Source organism: Patulibacter sp. NPDC049589, assembly GCF_040675535.1.
In the GTDB taxonomy this organism is placed as follows: domain Bacteria; phylum Actinomycetota; class Thermoleophilia; order Solirubrobacterales; family Solirubrobacteraceae; genus Patulibacter.
In genome coordinates this window covers 42,737-60,652 of record NZ_JBFAPC010000003.1, presented here as the reverse complement: position 1 = coordinate 60,652, position 17,916 = coordinate 42,737, and the positions used below count along the sequence as shown (strand labels likewise).

21 protein-coding genes are annotated in these 17,916 nt (G+C 72.1%); 13 read left to right on the top strand and 8 right to left on the bottom strand.

Going from position 1 to position 17,916, the window contains the following annotated elements:
• Positions 1–26 precede the first annotated feature (26 nt).
• The 3 genes from AB0L40_RS01045 to AB0L40_RS01035 are packed head-to-tail and all read left to right on the top strand — an operon-like array spanning position 27 to position 2,181.
• Entirely contained in the window at positions 27–569 is a 543-nt protein-coding gene (locus AB0L40_RS01045; protein WP_364347846.1) for a TlpA disulfide reductase family protein, read from the top strand.
• Positions 566–1,315: a cytochrome c biogenesis CcdA family protein gene (locus tag AB0L40_RS01040; protein ID WP_364347843.1), complete on the top strand. Its 750-nt coding sequence runs from the start codon at positions 566–568 to the stop codon at positions 1,313–1,315. The genes AB0L40_RS01045 and AB0L40_RS01040 overlap by 4 nt, the downstream gene beginning before the upstream one ends.
• A complete protein-coding gene (locus AB0L40_RS01035; RefSeq protein WP_364347840.1) occupies positions 1,312–2,181 on the top strand; it encodes an undecaprenyl-diphosphate phosphatase in 870 nt (289 codons plus the stop codon). The genes AB0L40_RS01040 and AB0L40_RS01035 overlap by 4 nt, the downstream gene beginning before the upstream one ends.
• Before the next feature lie 306 nt (positions 2,182–2,487).
• On the opposite strand, the gene AB0L40_RS01030 is transcribed toward AB0L40_RS01035, so the two are convergent.
• The 3 genes from AB0L40_RS01030 to AB0L40_RS01020 are packed head-to-tail and all read right to left on the bottom strand — an operon-like array spanning position 2,488 to position 4,685.
• Positions 2,488–3,291 (bottom strand): hypothetical protein, encoded by an 804-nt coding sequence (locus tag AB0L40_RS01030; RefSeq protein WP_364347837.1) that lies wholly within the window; start codon positions 3,289–3,291, stop codon positions 2,488–2,490.
• A gap of 42 nt (positions 3,292–3,333) precedes the next feature.
• On the bottom strand, positions 3,334–4,293 hold the full coding sequence (locus tag AB0L40_RS01025) for a M56 family metallopeptidase (protein WP_364347834.1): 960 nt from the start codon (positions 4,291–4,293) through the stop codon (positions 3,334–3,336).
• An 8-nt stretch (positions 4,294–4,301) separates the two neighbouring features.
• Positions 4,302–4,685 (bottom strand): BlaI/MecI/CopY family transcriptional regulator, encoded by a 384-nt coding sequence (locus tag AB0L40_RS01020; RefSeq protein ID WP_364347831.1) that lies wholly within the window; start codon positions 4,683–4,685, stop codon positions 4,302–4,304.
• A gap of 168 nt (positions 4,686–4,853) precedes the next feature.
• Here AB0L40_RS01020 and AB0L40_RS01015 point away from each other — a divergent pair, with 168 nt between their 5' ends.
• The 8 genes from AB0L40_RS01015 (at position 4,854) to AB0L40_RS00980 (ending at position 10,530) form a co-directional block, all read left to right on the top strand.
• Positions 4,854–5,432, top strand: coding sequence for a TlpA disulfide reductase family protein (locus AB0L40_RS01015; protein ID WP_364347828.1), 579 nt, complete (start codon positions 4,854–4,856; stop codon positions 5,430–5,432).
• A complete protein-coding gene (locus tag AB0L40_RS01010; protein ID WP_364347825.1) occupies positions 5,429–6,175 on the top strand; it encodes a cytochrome c biogenesis protein CcdA in 747 nt (248 codons plus the stop codon). Before AB0L40_RS01015 ends, AB0L40_RS01010 begins: the two co-directional genes overlap by 4 nt.
• A 3-nt stretch (positions 6,176–6,178) precedes the next feature.
• Positions 6,179–6,823, top strand: a complete 645-nt coding sequence (locus AB0L40_RS01005; RefSeq protein ID WP_364347822.1) for an SCO family protein — start codon at positions 6,179–6,181, stop codon at positions 6,821–6,823.
• 7 nt (positions 6,824–6,830) lie between these two features.
• On the top strand, positions 6,831–6,977 hold the full coding sequence (locus tag AB0L40_RS01000; RefSeq protein ID WP_364347819.1) for a hypothetical protein: 147 nt from the start codon (positions 6,831–6,833) through the stop codon (positions 6,975–6,977).
• Positions 6,978–7,098: 121 nt separating this feature from the next.
• Entirely contained in the window at positions 7,099–7,794 is a 696-nt protein-coding gene (locus tag AB0L40_RS00995) for a thioredoxin domain-containing protein (protein ID WP_364347816.1), read from the top strand.
• Entirely contained in the window at positions 7,791–8,423 is a 633-nt protein-coding gene (locus AB0L40_RS00990; protein ID WP_364347813.1) for a vitamin K epoxide reductase family protein, read from the top strand. The genes AB0L40_RS00995 and AB0L40_RS00990 overlap by 4 nt, the downstream gene beginning before the upstream one ends.
• Before the next feature lie 14 nt (positions 8,424–8,437).
• Positions 8,438–9,859, top strand: coding sequence for a fenitrothion hydrolase (locus AB0L40_RS00985; protein WP_364347810.1), 1,422 nt, complete (start codon positions 8,438–8,440; stop codon positions 9,857–9,859).
• Positions 9,856–10,530 carry a hypothetical protein gene (locus AB0L40_RS00980; RefSeq protein ID WP_364347807.1) on the top strand — a complete coding sequence of 225 codons (675 nt, stop codon included), beginning with the start codon at positions 9,856–9,858 and terminating at the stop codon, positions 10,528–10,530. Before AB0L40_RS00985 ends, AB0L40_RS00980 begins: the two co-directional genes overlap by 4 nt.
• A gap of 84 nt (positions 10,531–10,614) precedes the next feature.
• Here AB0L40_RS00980 and AB0L40_RS00975 read toward each other — a convergent pair whose 3' ends face one another.
• Both AB0L40_RS00975 and AB0L40_RS00970 read right to left on the bottom strand, forming a co-directional pair.
• Positions 10,615–11,691: a M23 family metallopeptidase gene (locus AB0L40_RS00975; protein ID WP_364347804.1), complete on the bottom strand. Its 1,077-nt coding sequence runs from the start codon at positions 11,689–11,691 to the stop codon at positions 10,615–10,617.
• 305 nt (positions 11,692–11,996) lie between these two features.
• Positions 11,997–12,179: a hypothetical protein gene (locus tag AB0L40_RS00970; RefSeq protein WP_364347801.1), complete on the bottom strand. Its 183-nt coding sequence runs from the start codon at positions 12,177–12,179 to the stop codon at positions 11,997–11,999.
• A 299-nt stretch (positions 12,180–12,478) separates the two neighbouring features.
• Between AB0L40_RS00970 and AB0L40_RS00965 the strand changes: the two genes are divergently transcribed.
• Entirely contained in the window at positions 12,479–12,784 is a 306-nt protein-coding gene (locus AB0L40_RS00965) for a hypothetical protein (protein ID WP_364347798.1), read from the top strand.
• Here AB0L40_RS00965 and AB0L40_RS00960 read toward each other — a convergent pair whose 3' ends face one another.
• Genes AB0L40_RS00960 through AB0L40_RS00950 form a run of 3 tightly spaced genes read right to left on the bottom strand, consistent with a single transcriptional unit; the run spans position 12,785 to position 17,173 of the window.
• Complete coding sequence (locus AB0L40_RS00960; RefSeq protein ID WP_364347795.1) at positions 12,785–13,657, bottom strand: CPBP family intramembrane glutamic endopeptidase; 873 nt, start codon at positions 13,655–13,657, stop codon at positions 12,785–12,787. It abuts the gene before it with no gap.
• Positions 13,654–16,269: a cation-translocating P-type ATPase gene (locus AB0L40_RS00955; RefSeq protein ID WP_364347792.1), complete on the bottom strand. Its 2,616-nt coding sequence runs from the start codon at positions 16,267–16,269 to the stop codon at positions 13,654–13,656. Before AB0L40_RS00955 ends, AB0L40_RS00960 begins: the two co-directional genes overlap by 4 nt.
• 1 nt (position 16,270) lies before the next feature.
• Positions 16,271–17,173 (bottom strand): cation diffusion facilitator family transporter, encoded by a 903-nt coding sequence (locus tag AB0L40_RS00950; protein WP_364347790.1) that lies wholly within the window; start codon positions 17,171–17,173, stop codon positions 16,271–16,273.
• 126 nt (positions 17,174–17,299) lie between these two features.
• Between AB0L40_RS00950 and AB0L40_RS00945 the strand changes: the two genes are divergently transcribed.
• On the top strand, positions 17,300–17,671 hold the full coding sequence (locus AB0L40_RS00945; RefSeq protein WP_364347788.1) for a metalloregulator ArsR/SmtB family transcription factor: 372 nt from the start codon (positions 17,300–17,302) through the stop codon (positions 17,669–17,671).
• Positions 17,672–17,916: the final 245 nt, after the last annotated feature.

Sequence of the window (17,916 nt, the reverse complement as noted above, 5' to 3'; positions counted from 1 at the left end):
CGGCTGTTCCGATCCTGTTGTCGGTGATGGCCGTCGGGCTGCTCCTGATTCTCGGATACGCGCTGCTGCGTCCCGACGGCAGCAGCACTGGTGCGTCGCTGGACGCCAAGGTCGAGCGGGGCCAGATCGTGCCCGCCGCTGACGTGAACCGCTCGATGCGGCCCCTCGCCGGCGGTGCATCCCGGTCGCTGGCGGACTACCGCGGCCAGATCGTCGTCCTGAACTTCTGGGCGTCGTGGTGCCGGCCGTGCGAATCCGAAGCCCCGCTGCTGGAGCGCGCACACCGACAACTCCGACGGACGGGTGCCGGGACGGTCTTGGGCGTCACCTACAACGACACGCCCGACAGCAGCCGCGAGTTCGTCTCGAAGTTCGGGTTGAGCTACCCGTCGCTGCTGGACCCCGGCACCGACTTTGCGAAGCAGTACGGGGTCCGTGCGTTGCCGGAGACGTTCTTCATCGACCGTGAGGGCCGGATCCGCGCGATCGCCCGCGGCGAACTGACCGCCGACTTCCTGAACCGGTCGCTCAGGCGCGCCGGCTACCGCGCAGGGAAGACCGCCCGGTGAGCGCGGTCAGCCCAACGGTCTTCGCGGCGTTCGCCGCCGGGGCGTTGTCGTTCGTCTCCCCATGTGTGTTGCCGTTGGTGCCCGGCTACCTGTCGGTCCTCACCGGCGGGGAGAGCACCCGGCCGAAGGCCGAGCAGCGCATCGGCCAGATCCTCGGGCCCGCCGCGCTGTTCTGCATGAGCTTTGCGCTCGTCTTCGTGTTGCTCGGGCTGCTGGCCAGCGGACTCAGCGCCCCGCTGCGAAACAGCCGCGACACCCTTGACGTCGTCTCCGGCGTCCTGCTGATGACGATGGGTGCCTTCTACATCCTCACCCCACTGATCCCACAACTCGGCAGGACGGTCCGCTCCACCACGCTGCTGCGCGGCGCCGGCAACGGCAGCCCGATCGTCGCGGGGATGGCGTTCGCGGTCGCATGGACCCCCTGCGCCGGGCCGATCCTCGGCGCGATCCTCACCGCCGCGGCCACCCAATCCGGGGTCGGCGGCGGCGCGTTCCTGCTCCTGGCCTACAGCGCCGGGCTCGCGATCCCGTTCCTCGCCGCCGCGCTCGCGCTCGAGCGAGTCACCTCCGCCGCACGGATCCTGCGCGACCACTACACCTTGATCTCCGCGATCGGCGGGATCGCACTGATCGGCATCGGCTGGCTCGTCCTCAACCACAACATGACGTGGCTGGCGTCCGAGACCCGCGAGCTCTTCGACGCCCTCAACCTCGACGGCGTCCTGCGGATCTTCGAACGATGACCCCCGACCTCGCCGTGGCCACCGACCTTCCCTGGTTGCACGCCGTCGTGTTGGGCGTGGTGCAGGGCCTCACCGAGTTCCTGCCAATCTCCTCCAGCGCCCATCTGCGGATCGTCGCCGCCCTGGCCGGGTGGGACGATCCCGGAGCAGCGTTCACCGCCGTCGTGCAGATCGGCACCGAACTCGCGGTCCTCGTCTACTTCCGTCACGACATCCTCCGCATCGTCGGCGCCGTCCTCCGATGGATCCGTCATCCCAGATCACACCCCGATGCCGATGCGCGGATCGGGTGGCTCGTGATCATCGGAACGCTGCCGATCGCGATCCTCGGACTGCTCCTCCAACACCAGATCGAAAGCACGTTCCGTGACCTTCGACTCGTCGCCGCGAACCTCATCCTCTTCGGCCTCCTGCTCGGCCTCGCAGATCGATTCGCCGCGCAGACCAAGAACCTCGACGAGCTCACGACACGTCGCGGCATCACCCTCGGGTTCGCGCAGGCTCTGGCCTTGCTCCCGGGTGTCTCGCGCTCAGGCGGAACCATCACCGTCGGTCTGCTCATCGGCTTCCGCCGCGACGTCGCCGCCCGCTACGCGTTCCTCCTCGCCGTCCCGGCCGTCCTGGCCTCCGGCCTCTTCGAGCTCAAGGACATCGGCAGCACCAGCGCGGCCCCACCGATCGCCGCCACGGCGCTGGCCACCCTCGTGTCCTTCGTCGTCGGCCTCGCCGTCATCACCTGGCTCATGCGATACATCGCCACGAAGACCTTTGGTGCCTTCGTCGTCTACCGCGTCACCCTCGGCATCGTCGTCATCGCGCTCGTTGCCACGGGCGCACTGAATCCGCACGCCGGACCCACCTTCTAGCCCAGTCCAAAGCTGTCGATATGTGCGCTCAATGCATGGCCGGAGCGGCGACCGTCGTCGCCGGCACCAGCGGGATTCGTCTGTGGCTCACCGCCCGCGCCTGGGCTTGGCTGACCCCAAGCCGTCTGCGCCAGGCCACCCGCGGCCTGCTCGTCACCGCCGTCGTCGCTTCTGGGCTCCTGGTCAGCAGTTCGAGCTCAGCACCGACACCACCCACGGGCGGCACGCTGCAGGAACAGACGCAGGCCCCGAACCCTGCCGGTGGGCCGACCAGTTCCGGACCGCCGCAGGGCACCAGGCGGCGCCCTACAAGCCCTTCGGGTGCCGCACGGTGAAGCCCGCGACGCTCCGCGGCGTGGCGTTCCAGCGGCTTCCGAGCACGCCGGAGCGTCCACTGGTGTCGTAGCGAACACCTCCGACGGTCATGAACATGTGCCCGGGGTTGGTGTAGATCGTGATCCACTTGCCGGGGCCGGGCTCGCCCCACTCTTCGAACCCGCCCGAGGCCAGCGGCGCCGTCATCAGCTTGGCGCCTGCGAGCGCGTAGCTGACGGAGCCGGAGCAGTCGTACGCGGTGTCGACGAACGAGCCGTGCCCGCCGCCGTAGACGTACGGGAACCTCGCGATCGCGTTCGCGCTGGCGATGATCGCCGCGACCTTCTTCGGGGCGTCGGCCGGCACGCGGGCGGTGCCGTCGGCCCCGAGCTTCACGATCCCCGCGGGCCCGGCGAGGGTGCCGCGCCGGGCTTCGCGCTGAACGCCCTGCATCGCCTTCAGCTCGGCGCGGACCTCGGCGTCGGACGGTGCGCCCGGCGAGATGGAGACACCCTGTTCGTCCTCGGCAACGGCTTCGAGCTGCGCCTCGCCGCGCGCGCCAGCTCGTGTCGGAGACGGAGCGGCGGGGCCTCGCGGTGCGCCCGCGGGAAGCGGCGATGCGTCCGCCGCCTCGGCGTCGTCCGGACGGCTGGCGGTCGACGACGGGCGCGTCTCGCCCTTCGCCGGCTCCGCGGGCGAGTCGTCACCGATTCCGGAGAACCCGGCTGCGGCACCGGCCCCGACGAGCAGGGTGCAGGCGAGGGCCAAGCGTTGGCGTCGGCGTGACATCGACATGCGCGGCGAGCCTACACCGCGTAGGACCTTCGGCCCGTCAGGTCAGCGCGTGCAGCCGGGGCACACGTGCCGCAGGGTCGTCACGGCCTCTTGCGGCAGCGTCCCGCCAGAGGCGACCGCCACCCAGGCGACGGTCAGGCAGAACAAGACGATCGCCGCCGCGAGTGCTCCGGTGCTCAGGACCCGGTCGCCGACGCGCTTCTCGGCCAGCGGGCCACGGAGGAGCTCCTCCACGCGGTCTGCAGCCCCGGACCCCGACAAGAGCGCCAGTGCCGGGGTGGGAGTGCGAGAGAGCGCGCTCTTGCAGATCGCGCCGGCCAGGGCCATCCGGTCGTGGCGTCGACCCAGCGCCCATGCGTCGGCGTCCCGCTCGATCTGTCTATGGACCTCCGCGATCAATCGCCGCGTTCCCGGCACCGGCCGCGCCAGCGCCCCGGAGAGCTCCGCGAACGCCGCGACGAAGCGATGTCCGCGCCGGATATGCCCCTGCTCGTGGGCGATCGCGGCCGCGAGCTCCTCGTCGTCGAGGGCCGTCAGCGCACCGGCGGACACGACGACGCGCGGGCGCAGGAACCCGGCTGCGCCGAGCATCACCTGCGGGCCGCCCAGGACGACGGTGCCGCGGGGGCCGGGGCCGACCGTCGACCACGACAGCAACTGCCGCACCGTGCGGGCCCCGCGCGCGATCCGTACCGCGACCCACAACGCGGACACGTTCAGCGCGACGAACGGCACCAGCGAAAGGGCGTCGCCGACCTGGTGGCCGAGCATCCCCACGTGCCCGGCCAGCGCCGGGACGACGTCCTCGACGCACCAGTCCGTCAGCGCCGCGAACGCGGCGGTCGACGGGACCACGACCATCAGGCAGACGGCCAGCAGCAGACACCCCGCAGCGCGGACCCCGAGCGCCACCGACCACAACACGAGCGCCGTCGCCGCCGAGCGACGCTGCAGCCCCGCAACGTGGGGAAGCGCGGTCAGCCCGACCGCCAGAGCGGCCATCGCGACGATCATCCGCCCGACCCGCGTCGCTCGCGCACCTGACGCGCCTGATCGCCGAAGCGCTCGAGCTCGTCCGGATCGAGGCCGCCGATCAGCTGCGTCAACGCCACCTGTCGCGCCTCGAGCGAGGCGCCCGCGAGGGCTCGTTCCAGCGACTGCGACAGGTACTGGGCCTCGCTGAGCTCGGCGGTGTAGACCATCGTTCGCCCGCGCCGCACCCGACCGACCAATCCGCGCTCGGTGAGGCGGTTCAGCACGGTCTGCACCGTGGTGTACGCGCTGCGGTGGCGTGTCGGGAGCCCTTCGCGGACGTGCTCCACGGTCCCGGGGCCGGTGCGCCAGAGCGCCGCCATGATCTGTTCCTGCAGCTCGCCCTGGATCTCACCGCTCATTGGCCGGGAGTATCCCACGCGATGCAGACCAGTCCACGGGCGTGGGTCGCGTCAGCGTGCGACCCTCCGTGTCCGACACGTTGTAGGATTCGGCGTCGTGTTGCGGCCCGGTACGCCACTTCCGAGGCCCGCGCGTCCGGTACACCGCCCTTCGACGGGACGGCCGGCGTGAGGCGCTTGCTCGGCGTACCCGGTGCCCTGGCGGCGCTGGCGCTGGCGTTGCTCGCGCTGCTGGTCGTCGGGATGCTCCGGTCGGGCCCGGACGGCCGGCAGCAGTCGCTGGACGCGAAGATCGAGAACGGCCAGATCGTCCCCGCGCTCGATGACGGGCGCGTGCTTCGGGGGTTGTCGGCGGAGAAGCCCGTGCGGCTTCGTGACCTGCGTGGCCAGATCGTCGTCCTGAACTTCTGGGCGTCGTGGTGTCGGCCCTGCGAGTCCGAGGCGCCGCTGCTGGAGCGCACGCACGTCGCGCTCCGCCGCGCGAACGCCGGGACCGTCCTAGGGGTCACCTACAACGACACCCCGACGTCGAGCAGGGCGTTCGCTCGGCGCTTCGGCCTCTCGTACCCCCTGCACGTGGACCCCGGCACCGATTTCGCGCAGGAGTACGGCGTCCGGGCCCTGCCGGAGACGATCTTCATCGATCGCGAAGGGCGGATCCGGTCGATCGCCCGCGGCGAGCTCACGGAGCAGTTCACCCGCAACGCGCTGCGACGTGTCGGCTTCGAGGGATCGATCGCCCGATGACCGCAGCGAGCCCCACGGTCTTCGCGGCGTTCGCCGCCGGGATGCTCTCGTTCGCCTCCCCGTGCGTGCTTCCTCTCGTCCCTGGCTACCTGTCGGTCCTCACCGGTGGGCAGACGGTCCGCACCGATCGGGCTCGTGTCGGAGCGATCCTCGGCCCGGCTGCGGTCTTCTGCCTCAGCTTCACGCTCGTCTTCGTCCTGCTGGGTCTCCTGGCGACCGGCCTCAGCGCTCCGCTGCGCGGCAGCCGGGACACGCTCGACGTCGTCGCGGGCGTCATGTTGATGACGATGGGCGCCCTCTATCTGGTGACCGCGCTGATCCCGACCCTGGGGCGCACGTTCCGGCCGACGACCCTGATCGAGCGGGCCGGCACCGGCGGACCGGTCCTCGCCGGGATGGCGTTCGCGGTGGCATGGACCCCGTGCGCCGGTCCGATCCTCGGCGCGATCCTCACGGCGGCGGCCACGCAGTCCGGCGTCGGGGGCGGGGCGTTTCTCCTGATGGCGTACGGCATCGGGCTGTCGGTGCCGTTCCTCGCCGCCGCCTTCGCCCTCCAGCGCGTCACGCGCATGGCGCGCGTCGTCCGCGATCACTACACGGCGATCTCCGTCGTAGGCGGCGTCCTGCTGCTCGCGATCGGATGGCTCGTCGCCCATCACCAGATGACGATGCTCGCGTCCGAGACCCGCGACGTGCTCTCGGCGCTGCGCCTCGACGGCGTGCTTCGGGTCTTCGAGCGCTGAGCCATGAATCCCCGAGCGCTCATCGCCCTGCTCGTCTCCGCGGTCGTCGCGCTCGGCGCTCTCGTGGTCCTGACGTTCGCGCAGGCCGCGTCCGTCGACGGCGAACGGACGGCGGACGGCATCCTGTCGCCCGGCTCCCCGTACCGCGGTGCCGCGAGGGACGGGGGTCGCATCCCGCCGCGCTCACCGGACTTCCGCCTGCGCGACCAGGACGGCCGCGTGCGCACGCTGCAGCAGTTCCGCGGCCGGCCGGTGATCGTCACGTTCCTCTTCACGTCCTGCGAAGACACGTGCCCGGCGATGGCCCGCCAGGTCGCCAGCGCCTTGGACACGCTCGGCGCCGACGTCCCGACGCTCGTCGTCAGCGTCGACCCCGACGGGGACACCCCCGAAGCGGCCCAGCAGTTCCTCAACAAGATGGACCTCCGCGGCCGAGCCGACTTCCTCCTCGGAACGCGGGCGCAGCTGGTCCCGATCTGGAAGGCCTACGGCATCCAGCCCCAGGGACGGGCGTTCGACCACTCCGCATACGTCCTCGTCCTCGACGCTCGCGGGCGCCAGCGCGTGGCGTGGCCCGCGGACAAGCTGACCTCGGACGGCCTGGCCCACGACGTCGCCGTCGTGCGGCGACTGACCACGGCCCGGTGATCCCGTGATGGCACTCGCGCACGTCGGCGGCGTTCATGCCGTGCTGTACCTGTCCCCGCTGCTCATCGTCATGGGTGGACTGTGGATCGCAGGACGCCACCTCCCCGACGAGGACGACGACGTCTTCGATCTCGAGGACGACGAAGTCGTATGAGAAGCCACGGCCGGCAGCCGCCGACACCGAGCGCCGCCGCCGGGGCACGCCCCGGCCGTCCTGTCGGCGCGGCAGGGCGGACCAGACATCGCAGCATCCCCCGAACCCCACGAAGGACCCCATGAATCGCAACCTGAGGATCTCCGCCGCGCTCGTCGCCCTGTTCGTCGTCGTCATCGCGGTGATCGCGATCGCCGGCGGTGGGGGAGACGAGGAGTCGGCTGCCGAGCAGACCGCTGCCACGACCCCGACCACGACCGCCGCCGCCGGCGGATCCACGCCGACGCGCGTCATCACCCCCGACCCGCGCCGGCTGGGGGAGGCCGGCAGCACCGGCGTGACGTTCACCGAGTTCCTCGACTTCGAGTGCGAGGCCTGCGGGGCCGCGTTCCCGGCGATCGAGGACCTGCGCAAGAAGTACGCCGGGCGGGTGACCTTCAACATCCGCTACTTCCCGATCCCCAGCCACCAGAACTCCCGCAACGCCGCCGTGGCGGTCGAGGCCGCATCGAAGCAGGGCAAGCTGGAGGAGATGTACGTGCGGATGTACGAGACCCAGAAGGACTGGGGCGAGCAGTCCGACTCCAAGGCCGGGCTGTTCCGCGAGTTCGCCGACGACCTCGGGCTCGATCTCAAGCGCTACGACGCCGCCGTCGAGGACCCCAAGACCCTGCAGCGGGTCGAGCGCGACTTCGAGGCAGGCGCGGCACTCGGCGTCCAGAGCACACCGACGTTCTTCGTCGGCGAGCAGCGCGTCGAGGCGCAGTCGATCGACGACCTGCGCGAGGCGATCGACACCGCCATCCGCGGCACGTGAGCACCGCGGCAGCCGCGCTCGCCGAGGAGCGGACGGCGGGGTCCCCCGCCGGTCGACGGCTCGGCCTGCTGCTCCTGATCGCCGGGATCGTCGGGCTGGTCGCTTCGGGCGAGCTGGCGATCGAGAAGATCCGGCTGCTCGAGAACCCGCTGTACGTCCCCGCGTGCTCGCTCGGCGGGGCCGTCGACTGCGGGGCGGTGATGAACAGCGCGCAGGCCGACGCGTTCGGCTTCCCCAACCCGTTCCTCGGCCTCGCCGGCTTCGGCGGGCTGCTCACCGCCGGGCTGCTCCTCGTCTCCGGCGGCCGGCCCGGGCGGTCGTTCTGGCTCGTGCTGCAGGCCGGCCTGATCTTCGCCGTGGTCTTCGTGCACTGGCTCATCGTGCAGGGGCTCTACCGCGTCGGCGCGCTCTGCCCGTTCTGCATCGCCGTGTGGGCGGCCACGATCCCGGCCTTCTGGTACGTCACGCTGCACAACCTGCGTGACGCGGCCGAGCGTCCGACACGCCTAGGCGCTATCGCAGGGGCGGCGCGTCGCAACCACGGGATCGTGATCACCGTCTGGCTCATGCTCATCGCTGCGCTGGTGGCCGAGCGGTTCTGGGCGCCGTGGGACTCGATCTTCACGTGAGCCGGACACGATCCATGCGCCCCGCGGCCCCGGTCGCCCTCTCGGCTGTCGTGCTGCTGCTGGCGACGCCGTCGCCGGCGGCGGCTCACGGCCTCGGCGGCGGCCGTGACCTCCCGTTGCCGGAATGGCTGTTCGCGTGGGCGGCGGGTGTCGTCCTCGTCGTCTCGTTCGTCGGGCTGAGCATCCTCTGGCAGCGCCCGCGGCTGCGTGAGCTGGCCGATGGGCGCAGCGTCGCCGTCCCGGCCGGCGTCCGCGTCGGCGGACGCGTCTCCCTGGGTGCCCTCGGCCTGATCCTCTACGGCACGACCGTCTGGGCCGGTCTCTCCGGCACCGCCAATCCCCAGGCGAACATCGCACCCCGGATGGTCTTCGTCGCGTTCTGGGTCGGCGTCCCGGTGATCTCGCTCCTCTTCGGCGATGTCTGGCGGGCGCTCAGCCCGTGGAGGACCATCGTGGATCTCGCGGGATGGATCGTCCGAAGGACCGCCGGTCCCGGAGGCCTGCCGCAACCGGTGACCTACCCCGCCCGGCTCGGGCTCTGGCCCGCCGCGGTGGTGCTGCTCGCGTTCGCGTGGCTCGAGCTCGCCGCCGGAGACCGTGACGACCCGTTCGTCCTTGGCCTCGTCGCCCTCCTCTACGGCGCCGCGATGCTCATCGGCGTCGGGATCTTCGGGTCGACGTTCCTCGACCGCGCCGACGGATTCGGTCGCTACTTCCACCTCGCTTCGACGTTGTCGCCGCTGCAGTGGGAGGACCGCCGGCTTCGCCTACGCGTCCCCGGCAGCGGGCTCGCGCGGATCGAATCCGCACCGGGCCTCGCCGCCGTGATCCTGACGCTGATCGGCACCACGACGTTCGACGGCGTCTCCGGGGGAGACCTGTGGACGACCGACGGATCACTCGGCCCGACCCTCCAGGACGCCTTCGGCGACCTCGGCCTGGACACCGCGACCGCCGGGACCGCCGCGGCCACCGTCGGCCTCCTGCTCTGCGTCGCCCTGATCACCGCGCTCGTGCTCCTCGGCGTCGCCGGGGTGCGCAGCGTCGACCGTGCCCGCCTGCGGGGCGTCGACGTGCTCGGGCGCTTCGCCCCGAGCTTCGTCCCGATCGCCCTCGGGTATGCCGTGGCGCACTACCTGTCGTTCCTCGTGATCAACGGTCAGGCGCTCGGGTTCCTCATGTCGGACCCCCGGGGCGACGGCTCCGACCTCTTCGGCACCGCCGCCTGGGGCATCGACTACGACGTCCTCTCACCCGAAGCGACCTGGTATCTGCAGGTCGTGGCCCTCGTCGGCGGTCACGTCGCGGGACTCATCGCCGCCCACGACATCGCCCTGCGCACCTTCCGTGGCCCGCGATCGGCCGCGCGCTCCCAGTACTGGATGCTCGCGGTGATGGTGGCCTTCACCTCCCTCGGACTCTGGCTGCTCTCATGAACCACCTTTCCCGCACCCATCCGCCGGTCGCGACGACGGCGCGGCCGCGGCGCGTCGGCCGGCCCGTTGCCCTGATGGTCTCCGCCGTCGTCCTGCTGGTCGCGCCGGTGTCCGCGGACGCGCACGGTGGTATCGACGTCGCCGACGGAGGCGGGGGAGGAGCGCGCATCGCCGTCCAGGGCTCGGCGGCCGAGGCGGGCGAGGTGGACCTCGCCACCACGCTGACCGGCCGCGGGTCCGGCGGGGGCTCCAAGGTCGTCTACTGGATCCGTCTTTCCGGCCGGGAGCGGTCCATCCGCGTCGCCACCGATCGCGACGAGAGCGGCATCCATCACGCCGAGATCCCGGTCGCCGGACGAGGATCCTGGCAGGACTGGGACGTCGCGGCCTACGTCACGTTGAGCACCGGCAGAGAGCTGCGGGTCACCAACGACCGCACGAATCCCCCGGGGCCGCCCGAGCAGAAGGCGGCCGCGCCGGAGAGCACCACCACCTCGGCGGCGCCCGTCGCCGAGCCGCCGGAGCCGACGGCCGCCACTCCGGTCGAGGACGTGTCCGGGCAGGGCGACGAGACCCCCGGCTGGGTCGTTCCCAGCATCGTGCTCCTCGTCCTGGCCGGCGGCGTCGCGGCGGTCTTGCGCCACCGCCGACTCCCGCGCGACGACGGCTGACCAGCGCTTCCACCAGCCCCCCGAGCGCGCCGGTCCGGCCGCGCTTCGGGGCGGGACGGGTCGGGTCACCGTCGGCCGCAGCGCTCAGAGGTAGGTCATGGGGTCCCGCGGGACCCCGCCGACGCGGGTCTCGAAGTGCACGTGCGGGCCGGTGCTGTTGCCCGTGTTGCCGCTGAGGGCCACGACGTCGCCGCGAGCCACGCGCTGACCGACGCGGACCTTGAGGCTCGAGTTGTGCGCACCGCAGACGGTCAGGCCGCCGCCGACGTCGACGCACACGTAGTTGCCGTAGCCGCCCGTCCATCCGGCGATCGTCACCGTTCCCGAATCGGCGGCCCGGACCGGCGTGCCGGTCGGCACCGCGATGTCGATGCCGGCATGCAGACGCCCCCAGCGGGGGCCGAACGGGGAGGTGAACTGGCCGTTGGCCGGCCAGACCAGCCGCCCCGACCCGCGCTTGACCGGGCCATCACCACCACCGCCGCCGCCACTCACGGCCGGGGTCGACGCAGCAGCGATCTGACGCCGGATCCGGGTCTCGGCGCGGCGCATCGACGCGATGCTGCCCTCGTCGGTCTGCCGACTTCCGCGGACGCTCCGCAAGAGGGCGGCGCGATCGGCGCGGTCGGCGGCAACGGCCGTACGGGTGGCCACCACGCGGCGTCTGACGGTCGCGATCTCGTTGCGGCGCCCCTCGATGCTGCGTGCGGCGGCACGCTGGCTGCCCTCGAGCTGCGCGAGGCGCCGTTCGGAGCTCGCCGCCTCGGTCCGCGCGCTGCGCACCGCCCCGACGACCCGGCGGTCCTGTTGTCCGATCTTCTGGAGGAACTCCGCGCGTTCGAGCAGATCGGAGAACCCCTGGCTGTCGACGACCACCCCGACGAGATCCGGCTTGTCCGCCTGATAGAGCTCGACCAGCCGCGCTGCCAGGATCCTGCGGGACTCGGCGAGCCGGCCGCGCAGCCGCACCAACCGCCGACGTTGGGTCCGCAGCTCCGACTGGGTTCGCTCGAGCTCGGCGGTGCTCGCGTCCAGATCACGCTGTGCCCCGTCCTGGCGTGTCTGGAGCTGGGCGATGCGCTCGGCCATCCTGTCGATCCGATCCCCGAAGCGCTGCACGTCGGTCGTCAGGACGCGCTCGCGGCCCTTGCGGCGCGCCACGCGGCCCTCCGTCGCCACGATCCGCTCGCGAAGACGCTCGAGCCGCTCTGGCGACGCCGCCGCGCGGGCGACACCGCCCGGGTCGACTCCGGGAACCAGGTCCGACGCCGACGGTGCGAGCGCGAGCGCGACAACCGCAAGGGGGATGGATACGAGGCGGGGGCGCAACCGGACTCCGGAGGTCAGCGAGGGCCGCAGCAGACGTCGAAACGACGTGCCCGCCCCCAGGTGAACTACGCACTGTAGGAGTAGGGCAGTCCCCGCGGCAACGCGTGAACGGCTCGTTGCGCCGGCGCGGCGGCGCGTCAGGGGTCGAAGGTGGTGAGCGTCGGCTGGGTGGGGGGCGGGGCCGGTCCGGTGGTCGTCGTGGCGTCGGCGGATGAGCGGGAGGCCGACGTGACAGCGAGCGTCGTGAACGTGACCAGCACGACGACCAGCACCGCGACGAACAGGGCCGTCACCACCTGGAGAGAAGAGACACGCCTCATGTGTCGCGCCTCATCCGGCGGCCACCGCACGATCGAGAGTTCCGCGCCGCCCGGGACCTGTGATGCGCGAGGCGCGCCGGTCGCCGGCGCCGACCCGCGGCCGCGGGCTGCCTCCCTGTCGGGGTCTCGTTCGTACGTCGGTCCGGACACTCCATGCGACGAGTCTGGCGTATTCACATCGGCCGAGCGGCGTGGCCACTCCGACGCGATGTAGGATACTTCGGTGGCGTGATCCGTCGCTCGATGAACGTCCGGTCGTGGGCGGACGGGGCCGGACCCATCCCGTGCGGAGGACCGCAGTGGCTGCCAAGAAGAGTCGTCGTCAGAAGTCCCGCAGGCCGCCGCCGCCCGGCGAGGGGGCGAAGGTACTGCCCCGGCCCGTCGCGGAGCCCCGGCAACGCGGGCGACTCTTCTGGATCTGCACGTTGGTGCTGATCGAGGCGCTCGTGTGGAGCGCTGCGTCCGTGGTGACGAGCTCCGGCACCGTGCAGCTGCTCCTCGCGTTGGCGGTCGGCGCGGTCATGGTCGTCGTGCTCCGCGAGCGCATCTGGGGGACGGACTGGCGGGAGGAGATCGCACGGTCTCGTGCCCGCCGACCGCGCTGATCACGCAGCCGGCGAGGCGCCCGCCTCGGAGATCCCGGCACGGCTGCGTCGCGTGACCGTCCCGACGACGCGGGCCGCGAGGCTCAGGACGGCCGCGGCGCTCAGCCAGAGCGCGAGGCCCTCCAGGACGGTCCACCCCAGCGCCGTGGCGATCGCGACCGTGTTGTTAGTGAGGTGGAGCGCGATCGGTGCGTACAACGATCCGGTCACCTGGTAGAGCAGGCACAGCACGATCCCGAACGTCATCAGCATCGGGATGAAGATCAGGTCCGTGGCGCCGTGCAGTGCGCCGAAGATCAGCCCGTTGACCACGGCGGCGGCGGCGATGGCGGCCCAGGGGCCGATGCGGCTGCTCAGGCCGTCTCGCATGCCCGGGTACACGACTCCGCGCATCAGGAACTCCTCGCCGACCGGGGCGAGGATCGTGACGCCGAGGGCGATGGCGATCCCGGCGGCGACGCTCTCGGTCGCTCCGAGGGTGGCGGGCTGCGAGTCCTTGCGGTCGCCGACGTCGAGGAGCGACCCGAGGAGGTTGGAGATGAGGAGGTAGCCGACGAAGGCCACGACCACCGCCCCCGCGGTCATCCACGGCCGGGAGGGCGTGCGCAGACCGAAGGCGCTCGGGGCGGGACGCGCTTGCAGCAGCAGCGCGATGATCACCACGGGCAGGGCCACGAAGACGGCGTTCTGGGTGATCATGCTGCCGAGCTGACCGACGATCCTGCGCGTCAGCGTGTCGTCTCCGAGGAGGAGGTCGGGGATCACGGCCAAGGACGCGCTCCCCAGGGTCGCGACAAGGATCAACAGCGCGGCACCGAAGCCCCAGCGTCCCGGAGACGGCTGCGGGCGACGTGGCAACGGGCGCGAGCTCACACGAACACCGTCGGGCCGGCCACGGCGCTGCGCTCGAGGATCGGCAGCTCGCGCTGTCCGACGGGGCGCCCCGAGACGAGCCGCAGGCCGTTGGCGACGACCAGGAGCGACGCGCCGACGTCGACCCCGACCGCGGCCCACAGGGGCAGCGCGCCGAAGAGCAGGAACACGGCGGCGATCGCCTTCGTCCCCAGCGAGAACGCGATGTTCTGCCGCACGACCGTGCGGGTCCACCGCGCCAGCCCGATCAGCTCCGCGATCTTCCGCGGGTCGTCGCCCATCAGCGCCACGTCGGCGACCTCGATCGCCGCGGGGCTGCCGGCGGTCCCCATCGCGATGCCGAGGTCCGACGCCGCCAGCGCCGGGGTGTCGTTGACGCCGTCGCCGACCATCGCGACGCCGTCGCCGAGCCGCCGCACGGCGTCGGCCTTGTCGCCCGGCAGCAGATCGGCGGCGACCCCCGCGATCCCGAGGTCGCCGGCGATCGCCGCGGCGGTCTCGGGGGTGTCGCCCGTCAGCATCACCGTCCGGGTGATGCCGAGCTCGCCCAGGCGGCCCATCGCCTCCCGGGCTTCGGGCCGCGGGCGGTCGGCGAGCCCGATCGCGCCGATCACCGTGCCGGCGCGCTCGACGAGGACGACGGTCCGCCCGGCGTCCTGCAGCCGCTCGGCGAGCTCACGCACCATCGGAGGCTGCTCGTCCGTGGCCAGCAGCCGCGGGCTGCCGACGCGGCACGGGTCTGCGCCGATGATGCCCGATGCGCCCAGGCCGGTCAGCGACCGCAGGTCGGTCGCGTGCGGGAGCCCGATCCCGCGGTCCTGAGCCGCCGTGACGATCGCCACGGCCAGCGGGTGCGCGGAGCCCTGCTCGAGCGCAGCGGCCACTGCCAGCACCGACGTGCGGAGCATCTCCGGGGTTGCGCCGACGGGGTAGAGCGTGCCGTCGGGCGCGACGCCGTCGACCTGCACGACGTCGGGCTCTCCGGCCGTCAGCGTGCCGGTCTTGTCGAACGCGACGGTCTGGATCGTCGCGGCGCGTTCGAGATGCGCGCCGCCCTTGACCAGGACGCCGGCGGCGGAGGCGCGTCCCAGCGCGGAGACGATCGAGACCGGGGTCGACAGGACCAGGGCACACGGGCAGGCGAGGATCAGGAGCGCCAGCGCCGAGTAGAACGCGTCGGAGAACTCCATCAGGCCGAGCACGGGCGGCACGATCGCCACCAGGAGCGCGGCGGCGATGACGATCGGGGTGTAGATCCGCGCGAAGGCCTGCACCCAGCGCTCCGACGGCGAGCGCCGTGCCTGCGCGTCGGCGACGAGCCGGGCGATGCGATCGAGCGTCGTGTCGCCGGGGGCGCTCGTGGTCGTGATGGCGAGCAGTCCCTCGCCGTTGAGCGTGCCCGCGAAGACCTGCTCGCCGGCTTCGCGATCCACCGGCGTCGACTCGCCGGTGATCGCGGCCTGATCGATCGCCGAGGCGCCCTCGAGGATCGTCCCGTCTGCGGGGATCTGCTCTCCTGGGCGGACGATCACGACGTCTCCGACGATCAGTGCGTCCACCGGCACGGTCAGCTCCTCGTGGTGCAGGGCGCCACCGTGGGAGTGCGTCCGTCGGACCACGGCGACCTGCGGGGCGAGCGAGACCAGCGCCTCGAGCTCGCGGCGCGCGCGGCCGACGGCGCGTCCCTCGAGCAGCTCGCCGATCGAGAAGAGGACGACGACAAGCGCGGCCTCCATCCACGCCCCGATCGCCACCGCGCCGAGCACGGCGATCGCCATCAGGAGGTTCATGTCGGGCCGGCGCGTCGCGATCGCGCCCCTGATCCCGGACCGTGCGATCGAGACGCCACCCGTCGCGGTGCTGAGGGCGTAGGCGGCGATCGCGAACACCCCCGGGAACCGGGTCAGGTCGAAGAGCACCGCGACCAGCAGCAGCACGGCGGACGTGCGCGTCACCCGGTCGGATCCGCGCGCCCATTCGCGAAGCAGCCCGCCTGTCCCGGTGCTCGCCGGAGCGGTGACTCCGACCGCCGCGGAAGGCGGTGCAGCATGTCGATGCAGCGCCTCCCCGTGGTCGCCGGCGTCCGGGGTGGCGTCCTCCGGGGCGCAGCACGCGTCGTCGCACGCGGCCGCCTGCGGCAGCTCTGCGGGGGCCGCCGATCCGGCGGCGGAGGGCGGGGCGATCGTCTCGCCGACGCCGTAGCCGAGCTTGGAGACGCGGCCGCGGACGGTCTCGAGGTCGCCGACCTCGGTGTCCAGCTCCAGCCGCATGCGCGCCGAGGTGACGCTGACGCTCACGCCGTCGACGCCGGGCAGCCGACGGACGGTGTGCTCGATGCGCGTGGCGCAGTCGGCGCAGTCCATCCCGGTGACGGTCATCTCGGGGTGGCTGTAGCGGCCGTGCAGCGCTCGGCGCGCGTCCTCGAGCGCCTCTGCAAGGCACGCGGCGTCGCACCGTTCGGCGTCGACGGTGACCCGCAGGGCGGTGTCGTCACGCACACCGGCGACGCCGGTGACGCCGGCGTGGTGGACGAGGGTCTCGCGGATCCGGCCGGCACACGGCTCGCAGTCGGCGTCCCTGCCCAGCGGCAGGTCGATGGTCTCGGTGCTCATGTCAGATCCCCGGTTCGTCGTCGGTGTCGTAACCGCTGGGCTCGGTCTGGATCGTCGCGTGCGAGATGTTGAATCGCTCGCGAAGGAGAGCCGTGGCGGCGGTCAGGACGGCGCCGCCGTCGGCGCCTTCGGCCATCTGCAGGTGGGCGCTGGCCACGTCGGTGCCGGAGGTCAGGGTCCAGACGTGCAGGTCGTGGACGCCCTGCACCCCGGGCAATGCCGCGAGCGTGCTCCGCACATCGGCGACGTCGACGTCCTTCGGCGCGCCCTCCATGAGGATGTGGACCGCGTCGGCGCCCAGACGCCAGGCGCGGGGGAGGACGAACAGGCCGATCGCGACGCCGACGATCGGGTCGGCGTAGGGCCAGTCGGTCGCGAGCATGACCGCGCCGGCCGCGAGCACGCCGAGCGAGCCGATCATGTCGGCCCAGACCTCGAGGAACGCGCCGCGGACGTTCAGGCTCTCCTTCGCGCCGGCGCGCAGGAGCAGGAACGAGGCGACGTTGACCACGAGGCCGACGAAGGCGACGACCATCAGCCCGAGTCCGGGGACGTCGGTGGGGTCCTGGAACCGGCCGACGGCCTCGATGAGGACGTAGATCGCGACCGCGAACAGCAGCACAGCGTTGGCCAGCGACGCGAGCGCCTCGAGCCGGTAGCGACCGTACGTCCGTTCGTCGTCCGGCGTGCTCTGCGCCATCACGATCGCCGTCAGCGCCAGGGCGAGCCCCGCGGTGTCGGTGAGCATGTGGCCGGCATCGGAGATCAGCGCGAGGGAGCCGATCGCGAGGCCGACCGAGAGCTCGACGACGAGGTACGTCGCAGTGAGCGCCAGTGCGATCGTCAGCGCACGCTTGTGGCGGGCGCCGGCGGTGACGATGCCGTGGGAGTGATCGTGGGCCATGAGACTGATTCCTGCTCCTAAAAGCATGAACATCTGAACAAGTCTGAAGGTAACAGACCGGTCGAGCCCGCGCCACGTCGAGCGCGGCGTGTGGGTCGGTACGGGGGCCGGGATACGCTTGAGGGCGTGAGCGGACCAGACAGTCGCGTCGCGGCGGCATCGTCCGGTGCGCCGGTGCAGGCCGGAGTGCCGTGGCGGGACGGTGAGGTCGATGAGCTCGCGGAGACCTTTCGCGTGCTCGCGGACCCGGGTCGCCTGCGGGTGATCCTGGCCTTGATGGAGACGCCGGAGATGCACGTCGGCGGTCTGGCGGAGGCCGCGGGCCTGTCGGAGACCGCGTGCTCGCACGCGCTGCGCCTCCTCCGCACCGCGCACGTCGTGAAGCGGCGGAAGGTCGGGCGCAGCGTGCTCTACAGCCTCGACGACGACCACGTCAGCGGCCTGCTGGGTCTGGCTCGCGACCACGTCGAGCACGCACGCGCCGGCCACCGAAGCTGACGGGTGCCGCCGGCGGAGGGGCCGGTGCAGTCCGATGTGCATTGGGGCTGGGGCGTCTGGGCGGGGCATCGGCGCGATCTGCAGGTCCGCATCGTAGCGAAAGTCCTACATGGTGTAGGAATGATGTCGAAGCGCCGGAACGTGCCGATGTCGAGCGCCTACCGACTCCGTCGATCGACCGAGTGCGTGGGCACGCGAACGAGACCCCGATCCCGTGCGGGGCGATCTGGAGCGAAGGGTGCGGA